16 protein-coding genes are annotated in these 12,831 nt (G+C 56.0%); 9 read left to right on the forward strand and 7 right to left on the reverse strand.

The window, feature by feature from the left end; all coding sequences use genetic code 11:
* Positions 1–33: 33 nt before the first annotated feature.
* Entirely contained in the window at positions 34–795 is a 762-nt protein-coding gene (locus tag FHS18_RS29030) for an exodeoxyribonuclease III (protein ID WP_183603899.1), read from the reverse strand.
* Positions 796–895: 100 nt separating this feature from the next.
* A complete protein-coding gene (locus FHS18_RS29035; RefSeq protein WP_183603900.1) occupies positions 896–1,630 on the reverse strand; it encodes a suppressor of fused domain protein in 735 nt (244 codons plus the stop codon).
* Between the two features lie 143 nt (positions 1,631–1,773).
* On the opposite strand from FHS18_RS29035, the gene FHS18_RS29040 reads away from it, so the two are divergent.
* The 4 genes from FHS18_RS29040 (at position 1,774) to FHS18_RS29055 (ending at position 5,688) form a co-directional block, all read left to right on the forward strand.
* The gene (locus FHS18_RS29040; RefSeq protein ID WP_183603901.1) at positions 1,774–2,253 is read left to right on the forward strand and encodes a heme-degrading domain-containing protein; all 480 of its coding nucleotides are present in this window, start codon (positions 1,774–1,776) and stop codon (positions 2,251–2,253) included.
* Positions 2,254–2,502: 249 nt separating this feature from the next.
* Complete coding sequence (locus tag FHS18_RS29045) at positions 2,503–3,213, forward strand: ABC transporter ATP-binding protein (RefSeq protein ID WP_183603902.1); 711 nt, start codon at positions 2,503–2,505, stop codon at positions 3,211–3,213.
* Positions 3,210–4,574, forward strand: a complete 1,365-nt coding sequence (locus FHS18_RS29050; protein ID WP_183603903.1) for an FtsX-like permease family protein — start codon at positions 3,210–3,212, stop codon at positions 4,572–4,574. The genes FHS18_RS29045 and FHS18_RS29050 overlap by 4 nt, the downstream gene beginning before the upstream one ends.
* Positions 4,575–4,605: 31 nt before the next feature.
* A complete protein-coding gene (locus FHS18_RS29055; protein WP_183603904.1) occupies positions 4,606–5,688 on the forward strand; it encodes an efflux RND transporter periplasmic adaptor subunit in 1,083 nt (360 codons plus the stop codon).
* A 130-nt stretch (positions 5,689–5,818) separates the two neighbouring features.
* Here the strand turns inward: FHS18_RS29055 and FHS18_RS29060 are convergent, their stop codons facing one another.
* Positions 5,819–6,328 carry a GNAT family N-acetyltransferase gene (locus FHS18_RS29060; RefSeq protein WP_183603905.1) on the reverse strand — a complete coding sequence of 170 codons (510 nt, stop codon included), beginning with the start codon at positions 6,326–6,328 and terminating at the stop codon, positions 5,819–5,821.
* Between the two features lie 253 nt (positions 6,329–6,581).
* Here FHS18_RS29060 and FHS18_RS29065 point away from each other — a divergent pair, with 253 nt between their 5' ends.
* The gene (locus FHS18_RS29065) at positions 6,582–6,953 is read left to right on the forward strand and encodes an iron chaperone (RefSeq protein WP_183603906.1); all 372 of its coding nucleotides are present in this window, start codon (positions 6,582–6,584) and stop codon (positions 6,951–6,953) included.
* Between the two features lie 78 nt (positions 6,954–7,031).
* Here the strand turns inward: FHS18_RS29065 and FHS18_RS29070 are convergent, their stop codons facing one another.
* Entirely contained in the window at positions 7,032–7,430 is a 399-nt protein-coding gene (locus FHS18_RS29070; RefSeq protein WP_183603907.1) for a GNAT family N-acetyltransferase, read from the reverse strand.
* A 198-nt stretch (positions 7,431–7,628) separates the two neighbouring features.
* On the opposite strand from FHS18_RS29070, the gene FHS18_RS29075 reads away from it, so the two are divergent.
* Positions 7,629–7,961, forward strand: a complete 333-nt coding sequence (locus FHS18_RS29075; RefSeq protein ID WP_183603908.1) for an antibiotic biosynthesis monooxygenase — start codon at positions 7,629–7,631, stop codon at positions 7,959–7,961.
* 77 nt (positions 7,962–8,038) lie between these two features.
* Here FHS18_RS29075 and FHS18_RS29080 read toward each other — a convergent pair whose 3' ends face one another.
* The 3 genes from FHS18_RS29080 to FHS18_RS29090 form a co-directional block, all read right to left on the reverse strand.
* Complete coding sequence (locus tag FHS18_RS29080) at positions 8,039–8,428, reverse strand: DUF4190 domain-containing protein (protein ID WP_183603909.1); 390 nt, start codon at positions 8,426–8,428, stop codon at positions 8,039–8,041.
* Positions 8,429–8,544: 116 nt separating this feature from the next.
* The gene (locus FHS18_RS29085; RefSeq protein WP_183603910.1) at positions 8,545–9,930 is read right to left on the reverse strand and encodes a sensor histidine kinase; all 1,386 of its coding nucleotides are present in this window, start codon (positions 9,928–9,930) and stop codon (positions 8,545–8,547) included.
* On the reverse strand, positions 9,923–10,597 hold the full coding sequence (locus FHS18_RS29090; RefSeq protein WP_183603911.1) for a response regulator transcription factor: 675 nt from the start codon (positions 10,595–10,597) through the stop codon (positions 9,923–9,925). The genes FHS18_RS29085 and FHS18_RS29090 overlap by 8 nt, the downstream gene beginning before the upstream one ends.
* Positions 10,598–10,748: 151 nt before the next feature.
* On the opposite strand from FHS18_RS29090, the gene FHS18_RS29095 reads away from it, so the two are divergent.
* From FHS18_RS29095 to FHS18_RS29105, 3 genes are all read left to right on the forward strand, one after another.
* Positions 10,749–11,270: a hypothetical protein gene (locus tag FHS18_RS29095; protein WP_183603912.1), complete on the forward strand. Its 522-nt coding sequence runs from the start codon at positions 10,749–10,751 to the stop codon at positions 11,268–11,270.
* 2 nt (positions 11,271–11,272) lie between these two features.
* Positions 11,273–11,944, forward strand: coding sequence for a PspA/IM30 family protein (locus tag FHS18_RS29100; protein WP_183603913.1), 672 nt, complete (start codon positions 11,273–11,275; stop codon positions 11,942–11,944).
* Positions 11,945–12,108: 164 nt separating this feature from the next.
* A complete protein-coding gene (locus tag FHS18_RS29105) occupies positions 12,109–12,540 on the forward strand; it encodes a universal stress protein (RefSeq protein ID WP_183603914.1) in 432 nt (143 codons plus the stop codon).
* Positions 12,541–12,831: the final 291 nt, after the last annotated feature.

Raw genomic sequence — 12,831 nt, forward strand, 5'->3', positions numbered from 1 at the left:
TGTCGGCCTTTGGCATGGCGATGCATGGTTTGATTAGGTGAGATCGCTGATCTCGAGCACGACCGGGCAATGATCGCTGCCATGGACATGGTCGTGGATATGGGCGTCCACCAGCTTGCCCTTGAGCTGTTCGGAGACGAGGAAATAGTCGATCCGCCAGCCAATATTCCGCTCTCTGACCTTGGCCATATAGGACCACCACGTATAGACGTCGGCCCGGTCCGGGTAGAAGTGGCGGAAGGAATCGATGAAGCCGGAGGCGAGCAGATCGGTCATTTTGCCCCGTTCCTCGAGCGTAAAGCCGGAGTTGCCGAGGTTCGACTTCGGATTCTTCAGGTCGATCTCCGCATGCGCCACGTTCAGGTCGCCGCAGACGATGACCGGCTTCTTGCTGTCGAGCATGAGCAGATAATCGCGGAACCGGTCTTCCCACTCCAGACGGTAATCCAGCCGCGCCAGATCGCGCTTCGAATTCGGCGTATAGACGTTGACGAGATAGAAGGCCTCGAATTCGAGCGTGAGGATACGGCCTTCCGGCTCCTCATCCTCTTCGATCCCGTAACGGACCGACAACGGCTTGCGCTTCGTGAAGACAGCCGTGCCGGAGTAGCCTTTCTTGACGGCATAGTTCCAGAACGGAATATAATGGTCGCCGTGCGCCAGCTCGATCTGCCCTTCCTGCAGCTTCGTCTCCTGCACGCAGAAGATATCGGCATCCATCTCGTTAAAATAATCCAAGAATCCCTTCGTCACGCAAGCCCGCAGGCCGTTGACGTTCCAAGACACAAGTTTCATGACCTTCGAATCTCCTTGCTGTTACTAGACTAGAATCGTTGCTACTAGTGTAGCACAGAATCCGGTCCGGCCGGCTTGATGCCATCAATTGGACAAAAGCCTAGAACAATCCGAACAGCTTCTTCTTGCACACGTTCTTCCGTCTCGGGTCGACAAGTTCGTTCACGTCGGCCTGCGCCAGCTTCTCGAGCAGCGCGTCGGCGCCCTTCGACAATTTGAAATTCATCTCTTCCTCATAGAGCGGCAGCAAGGTGAAGAAATGAACCGGTTTGTCCTCGCCAAGCTGAAGCGTGAAGAAGGCCTCCAAGTCATCGGCGATCGTCGGCAGCGACAGCATCATGCCGGAGAGTTTGGTATTCACGGCGTAAGGTTCAGGCGGGTTGGCGTTCGGAATGGTATGCGCGTGATACAGCCACGTCTCATATTCGTGCGGCAGCCGCGCGAGCACTTTCATGGCGCGAATCGGCCAATAGTTGTCCTCGCTGCGGAACGCTTCATCGGACAACTTCCAAGTTGGCGGCAAGCACAGCATCAATTCGGCGAACCGGAATTGCTCGGCCCCTTCTGGTACGGTCATCGGACGGTCGCTCATCCCGCAGGTGACAAGGGTGTAATAATTGCGCTTGGCGCTCGGTTCGACGACCAGAATATTGACGCGCACGAGGTCGGATATGATTTCGGAGAATACATGGCGGACAGGGCCGATGTGCTTCTCGATATGGGCGGTGATCGCCTCGGCGGCTGCGGAATCGCCTGTCGCCAATTCTAACTCTCGGTCGCGCGCTTCGTGGCGATAGATCGGCGCGCCGGATGGGGACAATTCTTCTTTGCTCATAGCTGCCTCCTGGTTGGGTACATATTCCTAGTTACGTGTTACTAAATGTACAATAATTAGTTTGTTATGGGAATAACTAGATTGCTAGGCGAGGACTGATTTGATACGATCAGCACAAGCAAATTGTGGAGGGGTTGAAAGCGGTGGTGGAGTTGAATAGGCAGGAACGTCTGGAGCAGATGGCGCGCGAGGAGCAGGAACTCAGGTTCTCCGAATTCTCGAATGAGGCGGCGCTTCGGCTAGGTCTGGCGATCATTGAAGAAGCGAGGGCCAGCGGCAAGGGCATTACGGTGGAAATCTACCGCCAGGGGCAGCGTCTATTCGCCCACGCGATGGCGGGGACTTCGGCCGACAATGAGAACTGGATTCGCCGCAAGAATAATGTCGTGAACCATTTCGGCCAGAGTTCTTGGCATGTGGCCTTGCGCGTGCGCGAGGAGGGCAAGACGCTGGAGGCCGATTACGGCTTGCCGCTCGTCGACTATGTCGGCGCAGGCGGCGGGTTCCCGCTCTTCGTCGAAGGCGAAGGCCAGGTCGGCACGATTACCGTGTCCGGATTGCCGGATCAAGAGGATCACGACCTGCTGATCGCCGCGCTTCGCCGTTTTCTAGGGCATCAGTAAGCACGCTATCGTATTGCTTCACGCCCGGCTTGAGATGAATGGAAGAGTAGCCCGTTATCATCGGAAGATGGTACGGGCTATTTTTTGTCCGAATATGCAGGGGTACGCGGCGTTGGATTCGTCTTATTACGGGGGAGATGATGCAAGATTACTCCCGAATCGCAAAACTATCTGACCGATTGACTCTTCTAATAATGGGAATAGGTTGGTTGGTTTTACAATATTCGTCATGATAAGGGGGCGCGTTGCTTGCTGCGCGTAGAGGGCTTGTCCCACAGCTTTACGAACGGAACGGAGACGACACCAGTGCTCCGGTCCATCAATTTCAACATCAAGCAGGGCGAGATCGTGGCGCTGCTCGGCAGCTCGGGCTCCGGCAAATCGACGCTGCTCAATCTGATGGCCGGCCTCATGAAGCCGACCGAAGGCGCGATCTATATCGCCGATACCAACATCGTGAAGATGAGCGAGAATCAGCTGTCGGAATTCAGGCGCAAGCATATCGGGTTTATTTTTCAAGCGTATGAGCTGATCGACAACCTGACCGTTCGCGAGAACGTGGAGCTGCCGCTCGTCTTCCAATCCGTACATCCGAAGATCCGGAAGCAGAAGGCGATGGAGCTGCTCACTCAAGTCGGCATCCCGGATAAAGCGGAGCTGTTCCCGTCCCAGCTATCCGGCGGCCAGCAGCAGCGGGTCAGTATCGCCCGTTCGCTCATTACGGAGCCGTCCGTCATCTTCGCCGACGAGCCGACGGGGAATCTCGATACGAAGACGGAGGAAGAGATACTGGCCATCCTGAAGCGGCTGAACGCCACGATGAGCACCACGTTCGTCATCGTCACGCATGAACGTGAGGTCGCGGAGCAGACCCAGCATATTATTACGCTGCGCGACGGCTATCTCGTAACGGACCCTGCGGCGGGAGGCAGGCAGCTCATAGGGGAGGAAGCAAGGTGAGACTGAAGGATTTGAGCCGACTTTCCTGGGATCAGGTGCGCAGGCGCAAGGTCGTAACCGGACTATGCGCGGCAGGACTGTCGATCGGCTGCGCGGCGATCATTCTGGCGATGAGCATCGGGGAATCGGCGCAGACGTATATCGAGACGGAGATGAACAGCTTTTTCTCGATGGATGAAATTACGGTGTACGCGGATCAAGGGGTTCAGGCGCGAGGCGGCCCTTCGACCGTCGACCAGGAAGCGCTGGAGCGCGGCCGGCTGACGGAGCAGAAACTTGAAGTCATCCGCAATATGCCGCACGTCATCGCCGCAGCGCCTTACGAGGAGTTCGGCTATCAAGAGATGGTGACGACGGATGGCAAACGTTCGTATGTGCAGATTTACGGTACCGATCTGGCCACGCTCGCGGACTTTGGCAAAACGTTCATGCAAGGCGGGGCATCGGACTTAAGCGGCACGATGGTGCTCAACTACGGCGCGACACTCGGTCTCGTGGACGAAGAGGCGCGGGACAAGCTGCTCGAGCAGCTGTCGCAGAATCCGTACGACGAGCAGTTGAACGATCAGTATGAGCGAATGACCCGGCTGCCGACGGCGATGTATCAGCGCCAGGCGCAGTTCCGGCTGTACGGAATGGATAACAAGTTGACGCTTAGCTCGGCGCTGCGGGTATCGGGCATCTTGCAAAAGCCGGCCGGCGCCAGCGATCGCACGCTCGCCAATGGCAGCAAGGAAGCTTACGTCTCCATGGAGACGCTTGAGCTGCTGAAGCGCGAGCAAGGGGGCGGGACGACTGCCTCAAGTTCCGGCGCCGTGAGCTATAACACCGTGAAAGTGAAGGTCGACGATCAGGCGAATGTCGAGGCGGTCGAGCGCCAAATCCAGAAGCTGACCTTATCGACGCAGACGAATCTGCATCAGAAGGAGCAGCTGGCCGAGCAGTTCAAGATCATTAAGGCGGTAGCGCTTGGCGGGGGTATCTTCATCCTGATCATCGCGTCGATCTCGATCGTCGTGGCCATGACGATGTCGACCTATCAGCGCAAGCGTCAGATCGGAATTATGAAGGTACTCGGTGCGAATCTGGCGCAAATCCGCAATCTATTCATCGTGGAAGCGGCGTTGCTCGGCTTCCTGGGCGGTTTGCTCGGCGTGCTGTTCTCGTACTGGATCGTCTGGGGAATCAACGCGCTGATCCATTCGATGTCGGGCGAGGGGGACGCGGTCGTCATCTTCATTCCGCTGGTCGCCATTCCGGTCGGGATGGCGTTCGCGATTATGACCGGCGTTATCTCCGGTATCTACCCGGCCGTCAGCGCGTCGCGCACCGATGCCTTGACCGCCATTCGCAGAGAATAGATCGGTACATATAGAGAGGGTGTTGGAAGCAGTGAAGCGGAAGATCAAGTGGCTTATTATCGGACTTATTCTTGTAGCGATTAGCGTAGGGTTATATTCCATGCAGAAACCGTCCCGGCCGCTCGAAGAGACGGGGCAGGCGGAAGCGATCACCTTTGAGGTGACGCAGGAAACGCTCGTCCAATCGATCGAGGTAAAAGGCAAGTCGCTCTATGAGCAGGAGACGCCGGTCTACGCGCCGTTCAGCTCCAATGTGAACGGATGGAACGTCGAAGACGGCCAGCAGGTGAAGAAGGGCGATGTTCTCTTCCAGCTGGACCAGACGGCGCTGCAGAATGAGATTGTGCAGGAAGAAGCCACGCTCAAGAAAGCGAGCCTGGAGGCGGAGCTGCAGGCCTATATGGCGCAGTTGGACAGCGAGGCCGGCACGCTTGGCGCTTCGGAGAACGACCGTAAGAGGACGCTTGCGAATAAGGAGATCGCGCGGCTGAACCAGGAGCTGAGCGAGGTAACGGCGGGCATTCAGCGCAAGACGCTTGCGCAGAAGAAGGAGATGCTGGGCGAGGCGCAGTACCGATCGCCGGCTTCCGGCATTTTCTTGTTCGAGAGCGCCGGCAAGCGGCCGCAAGCGGTTAGCGACGACCAGTATATCGGCAAGATCGTCGACCTGGACAAGCTGCAGTTCGTCGCGCTCGTCGGCGAGCAGGACGTGTTCCGGATCAAGCCGGAGATGGCCGTTCAGGTGAAGATGGCTGCGATGAAGGAGCTGTCGCTCACCGGCAAGGTGCAGCGGGTCTCCAAATTCGCGAAGACGGGCACCGACCAGAACAACATCGATCAGGCGGCGCAATTCGAGGTCATTATCGCGCTTGCGCCGAACGAGAATCTGATCGCGGGCCTTACGCTTAACGGCCAGATCGAGACGGAGCGCAAGGAGAAGGTCACCGTCGTGCCGACGATTGCCATCATGCGCGATCAGGATCAGTACTATGTCATGCTCGACAATGGCAATGGCCAGCTGGAGCGCCGTGACATTAAGGTCGGTATGGAGACGGCCGAGAAGACCGAGGTGACGGAAGGCTTGAAGCCGGGGGATGTTGTGGTGCTGCAGTAGGCGACACGTGAGAAGGAATTGAACAAAGGGCGTATCCGAGTGTAGGGATGCGCCAAGATGGGGCAGCCGAATCGGCTGCCCTTTGACTACACCTGTATTACGCGCTTAGGCGGAGAGATCTCGCTTTCCGTTAAGCGGATAGGATTTCTTTTTCCATCACATAGTCATCCATGACGTAGCCGTTCCCGATGTCCGCCACTTGCTCGCGTACGACCCGGAAGCCTTTCTTCTCATAGACGGCGATGCTGGACTCGTTATGGCGATTGACCGTCAGCCACAGATGGCTCAATCTCCGGTCTTGGCACAGTTGCGCCAGGAAGGCCATCGCTTGGCTCGCGTAGCCGTGTCCGCGATGTTCCTTGGCGACATAGAACTTGCTCAGGAAGAGCTTGCCTTCTTCATCCGGCCGGACCGACAAATACCCGACCGTGTTGTTATCGCGGCGGATCAAGTAATACTCGTAGCCTTGCTGCTGAATCTGCTCGGTAATCGCGGACACGGATTGGAAACGGTCGACCATGTACTCAATCTGCTCCATCGTAATAATGGTGACGTAATATTCGCGCCAGATCGCTGCCGCCAGATGGGCAGTCTCCGCGATTTCCTCCGCAGTGTTGACCTTGGCATAGGTAAGCTGCATGTTGTGCCTGCCTTTCTTGGATTCGCCGCGTGCGTGGCTTCATCCGGCTATAATGTGGAAAAGCTAAAGTTAATTATACCGATAAAACGCGCAGGCGTAGAGAGGTTGACACCGGAGGCGATGAAGGACCGGCTGAGAGAAATCGCGAACAGGCTCAAGCCTATGTAAGTCGGCGATGGGAGGTTGTTCGCTCCGATCCTGACTGTTATCATAACAATAACTGTGAGTGACATCAGTATTTAGGAGGGACGATATGGAGGTTTTTGCGGAGTTTATAGCCAAGATCGAGAACCCGGATCACCGGGCCCGCACGGAAGAAGTGCTCAACTGGGTGCATGAGAAATTCCCGAATCTGGTTCCGAAAGTCGCGTGGAATCAGCCGATGTTCACCGATCACGATACATTCATCATCGGATTCAGCGTAGCCAAGCAGCATATGTCTGTCGCACCTGAACGGGCTGGCATTATCCATTTTGCCGATGACATCGTGCAGGTAGGCTACGACCACACCGATCAGCTGTTCCGCATCAAGTGGAGCAAACCGGTGGATTACGCCTTGCTGGAGCGGATCATCGACTTCAACATATGGGACAAGGCCGACTGTGCGACGTTCTGGCGCAAGTAGGAAGCAAATGCAGCCGATCCTGAGGGTCGGCTGCCGGCGTGTCTGCATCTCTAATCTGCATAGATTAAGCGTCTAACCTTACCTCGCCCTTGGGATCAGAAAGGCTTTCTCCGTCTTCTCAAATCCGATCCGCGGATAATAATCCATTGCGGATGGAGCGGAGAGCAGGAGCAAAGAAACTTCTTCGCCTAGATGGTCACGCAAACGTTGGATTAGCGCAGTGCCTACCCCCGTCTTCTGGTAGTCCTTGCATACGGCCAGGTCGGACAGATAACAACAATAGGCGAAGTCAGTGATCGCTCTCGCAACGCCCACCAGTTTGTCCCCATCCCAGGCAGACACATTCACATCGGCGTGATCGATCATCTTCTGGATCCGCCCGAGGTCGCTCGCCGGACGTTTGATGCCGGAACTTATGAATACCTCTGCAACGTCTTTGGCAAGAAGGGGAGCATTAACTTGATAAGCAATAGCCATAGGAACACCTCGTATGTAGTAGTGGTCTCATGATATAACAGGAATTGGAGTGGCAGGCAGTGCCAATTCAAACGGGTTTTAATAGACCAGTTACAGGTTTTTGGCTATGCGCCACGCCTTTCCTTTGACATTGATAATCACTATCATTTATTATGAGTGTATACAAACGTATGCATTTATTCTAATGGAGGTGCTTGCATGCTTGTTCAAACGAGACAGATCGTTGTAGAGAAGGGCCATGCGGAAGAAGTGGTCGAACGCTTCAGCCAGGAGAGTCCGGTCGATGGAATGCCGGGTCTGATTGACCGCTCGGTTATGGTCAAGAAACGGACGAAGGACGAGGAAGAAGTACTCGTCATGATTCGCTGGGAATCCGAAGAGGCATGGAAGAATTGGGAGAAGAGCGACGTGCATATTCAAGGCCACCGGAATAACGCCGGCAAGTCGAAGCCGGAATATGTGAAGAGCACGACGGTGAGCATGTATGAAGTCAAGACGGTGCGCGAAGGCAAGGCGACTGTCACGGAATAGTTCCATATATCGTCTAAAAGAGAGGCCGCGTCCCCGTATGGGAATCGCGGCCTCTTCTGCTTGCGCACGCCAAAAACTTACGAAAAGCTGTTGAAGTTGTTGTAATATTCCACATTCATCGAATCCGAGAAGAACACAAGCGCGATCACGACGAAGGCGAGGAGCAGACCGTACAACACGGTGCCGATAATGCCGCATACCAGACCTGCAATCGCTAGGCCGCGGCCCTGTTCGCTTGTCCGGCGGATTTCCTTCATGGCAAGGCTCGAGAAAATGATGGCGAAGATGCCGATAAGAAAGCCGATATAGGGCAGAATAATGGCAAGAATGCCGAGTACCAGCCCGGCGATGGATTTGCCATTCGTCTTGTGCGGACGGTAAGGGTGCACAGGCTGCTGCGAAGGATGCGCGCCCCCTGGGCCGCCGCCCCGCGGCCCGAAGCTGGAGCCCGAATTCGACGAGTCCATTACGATAACCTCCTGTTGCAATGACGCAAGTATAAGTCCGCTCAACTCTACAATGGCCTAATCCGGGACGCTTCATGCATGGTCCCACCATTTGCCGCTACTGTCTTCGCCGCTGCTTAAGGCTGAAAAGGGATCCGCACCGTAAAGGTGCTCCCTTTGCCCGGATCGCTGTCGACTTGGATCGTACCGGCGCAGGTATCGACGATCCACTTGGCGATCGCAAGCCCAAGTCCATGACCGCCGAGCTGGCGGGAACGCGCCTTATCCTCCCGATAGAAACGCTCGAAGATTCTGGCATGATCGGACGGCTTGATGCCGATGCCGTGATCTTGTACGGACAGGACGACGGCTGGCAGCTGGCGGTTCCTTCCTTCAGCCAAGGTGACATGGATCTCCTCGCCGGCAGGCGAATACTTGATGGCATTATCGATGAGAATGACGAGCAGCTGCTGCAGCCGCGGTTCATCTCCGCGTACCATGAGCGTATCTGGCCCGCTAACAATGAGACGCATCTGTTTCGCCTCGAGCAAAGGCTTGAGCCCCCCAATTGTCCGCTCGGCGGTGGCCCGATAGTCGAACCATTCCTGCTGCAGCTCCACCCGCCCGGAGTCCGAGCGCGCCAGCGACAACAGGTCGCCGACGAGCCGGGTCATTCCTTTGACCTCGCCCTTCATATTCCCGAGCGTCCGCTTGGCAAAAGGCTCTTCGACCACCCTCTCCTCCATCTCCAACGCTTCGACCGATGAGAGCAGTATGCTTAGCGGCGTCCGCAGTTCATGCGATGCATCGGCTACGAACTCCCGCTGCCTTGCGAGCGACTGCGCGATCGGAATCATGGCGCGGCCTGCCATCAGATAACTGACATAAAGGGCGACGAGGAAGAACAGAAGCGACAGGCCGATCAGCACGAGAATGAGCCAATGGAACAGCTCCTCCGAGGAGGACACATCCATGCCAACATACAAGGTGCCGACCAGCTGATCGCCGTTATAGAGGCTGCGGCTGGCGACCATATACGGCGTCGTCGTTTCTCTCCCGTCTTTGCCGCGGGCCGATCGGAATCGGTCTTCCGTCTGTAGTTCGACCACTTGCATATTGTCGCCGTGCTCCCAGGTGGAGAAGGACCGCAGCGCTTGCTTGCGAAGCCCGCTCTGGCGCTCTTCGCCGAGCAGCAGATTGCCCCGCCCATCGATCCAGTAATAGAAGGCCTGTTCAGCACCTAGCGCAAGTTCGGTGTCTAAGGAATTCCCTCTGCCGCCGCTGCCTCCGCGGATGGAGCTGCCGTTCTCGTTGAACAGACGGAATTCTTCATCCAGCATAAGCCGCAGCTTGTCTTTCTGACTCTCCGTAATGGAAATATGGACGAGCGTATACGCGATAGCTGCGAACAAACTCAAGAACAGGATGAGGAGCATGCTGTAACGAAGCGTCAGCCGCAGCTGGGTAGAACGGATGACGTCCTGCCGCTGGAGGAAGGGCAGACGCGCGAGCAGCCTACGCATCGATCTTGTAGCCGATTCCCCGCACGCTCTGGATCAGCTCCTTGCGCCCGGCCAAATCCAACTTGCGGCGGGTCAGCTTGACGGTCGCGTCGATGACCTTCAGCGTCACGTCGGTATCGAGCCCCCAGATGCGGTCGAGGATCAATTCGCGCGTCAGCACGCGGCCTTTGTTGGTGACGAGCAGGTCGAGCACCTGGAATTCCCGCGGCGTCAGCTGAATATGCTGCTGCTGCAGTTCAACGGTATGGCTCGCGCGATTGAGCGTGAGCTCGCCCAGCTTCACGACTTCTTCCATTATAGGCGCAAAATTGCGGCGGGTCAGCGCGCGAAGCCTCGCGATCAGCTCGTCCAGCTCGAACGGCTTGACGAGATAGTCGTCCGCCCCGGCGCCAAGTCCCTCCACCCGGTTCTCCAGCGCATCCTTGGCCGTCAGCATCAGGATCGCCCCGCCGTACCCGGCCTTGCGCAGCCTCCGGCAGATCGTCACGCCGTCGCCCTCCGGCATCATCCAGTCCAGCATTACGACATCGTACGAGGAGGCCAGCGCGTAATCGTAAGCTTCCTCTCCCGTTGTCACCCAATCGGTGACGCATCCGGCCTTCTTGCCCAGCATATGCACGATTAATTCGCCCAGACGGATATCATCTTCGGCCAATAGTATTTTCATAGACGGTCGCCTCGCTCTCTATCATTCAACTTCCTTCTCCTAAATTAGCACGCGAAGATGAAAATGATATGAAGAAACGGATTTCACTTATTTTTCACCAAGTGGCGGTAGGATGGGTCTTGTAACGAGAACGAGGAGGTGACGAGTACGAATGAAAGCGTCAGGTTCCAAACTGATTAAATGGTCCATCATCGGATCGCTGGCCGTCGTGTTGCTGCTGGCATCGATGCACCTGCTTCATGGCACCGTCTTAGCAAGAGGTGCACATCATGCCTTCCAGTTCGGCCATGAGAGCGGCCGGTTCATCGGCGGCGAACGCTTCGAGCGTATCACGGTTGTCGAGCACAAACGCGCGGTGTTCCCGCTGCTCGCCTTGCTGCTTAAAGTCGGCGTCCTGCTGCTCGGCGCGGCTCTGTTCGTCAAAGGCAAGTCGATCGTGAAGTGGGGCGGAGGCTTCTTCGCACTGCTGGCTCTCTGGTCGCTCCTGTCCTTCTGGACGATCGTGATCGGCGCGGCGATCGTAGCCGCTTACTGGCTGATGCGCAAGAAGAAAGGCCAAGAACCACAATTGACCGCTTCGGCGGAATGGCTCGGACAAGCTGGGCCACAAGCCTATAACCAAGCTTATATCTTAGATCAATGGGAACAACAAATTCGCAAGGAGGAGAAATAATTATGGGTATTTTCGGACGCGTCAAAACAATCGTACAATCCGACATTCACAACTTCCTCGATAAGGTCGAGGATCCGGTAAGCATGGTGAAGCATTACATCCGCGAGCTCGAAGAGCAGCTCGACGCCGCTCAAGGCGCCTTGTCCCAACAATTGTTGGTCGAACGCAAGCATGCATCCCTTATTGAACAGACGGAAGCCATCGTGAGCAAGCGCAGCGCCCAAGCGGAACTGGCCGTCGACCGCGGCGAGGACCATATCGCCCAGATCGCGCTTCGCGAGAAGTTGATCCATCAGGAGCGCCTGGCGTTCTACCGCAGCCAGTACGAGTCCATTCAGCTGCAGACGTCGCAGCTGACCGACCAGATCAATCAGCTTAAAGCGACATATGATACGATGCAGGCCAAGAAACATTATTTGATCGCACGCGTCAATGCCGCAGAAGCGATGCAAGGCGTGAGCACGACGCTCAATAATTTCGACGCCGGCAAGGTGGCGAGAGGTTTTGCCCGGATCGAGGAGAAGGTGTGGAAGCTGGAGGCGGATGTAAGCGCGAGCCGCCAGATGCAGGCGATTCTTCATCCGGCAGGCGCGTACGGTTCGCAGGACCCGCTGAAGGACAGCGTGGCGCTCGAACTCGAAGCATTGAAGCAGCGCAGAGCAGCGAAGGTATAAGCATACGTCTCCTCCCACGACATATGGACAAGCAAACAACCGCAGACGATCCTCCGATTGGCTCCCCCTTTCCGGATCGTTCCCTGCGGTTGTTTGCCTTTCGGTTGACAGGAGCGCGGAACGGGTAAATAAAAGCAGATGCTTTACTTAGGAGGCGATGCAAGATGCTTTTTTCTCATGCGGTAGTCGCATTCGATGGTTCGGTGCAGTCGTGGAAGGCGCTTGAATATGCGGTTCATTTGGCCGAGAACGGGCAAGCGGAATCGCTGAGCGTGGTTCATGTCTACAGTTTCCCTTATCTGGCCGTCCCGGATGCCGTCGTGTACGCCCCGGCAGAACTGCAGAAGGAGATGTACGATCAGGCGAGCGTGCTGATCGACGAAGCCGCCAAGCGGATCGAACATCTGCCGAATGCGCGTACGGAGCTGATGCAGGGCAGCCCCGCGCAGAGCCTGTTGGAATATGCGGACAAGCATCAGGCGTCGCTCATCGTCATCGGCAGCAGAGGGCTCGGCGGTATCCGCGAATTCATGATGGGCAGCGTCAGCCATAATGTCGTTCAGCATAGCGCTGTTCCGGTACTGGTCGTGAAATAGCGCCAATATATAGAATGTGAGAGGACCTCCAATCATTGCGGTTGGGGGCTTTTTGCTATTCCAAGCCTGGATAATCTTCAGATTGTAAGTAAGCAGGTCGGCGAAGCTATGAAGTAATTCACAGACTGCGCGGCGTCGATTTGTTGTAAAGTCTTTCCAAACCCTACAAGTGGGCTCTAATTAGGTCGAAAAAACTAAAACTTTGTCGAAACAATGTCGAATTTACTATTTTTGATACTAGGATGAAAGAGGTTCTGGCTTTATAATATTGGAACAGGGTTTGAAATTACA

The sequence above is a fragment of the Paenibacillus phyllosphaerae genome (genome assembly GCF_014192105.1).
GTDB classification, from domain to species: Bacteria; Bacillota; Bacilli; order Paenibacillales; family Paenibacillaceae; genus Paenibacillus_Z; species Paenibacillus_Z phyllosphaerae.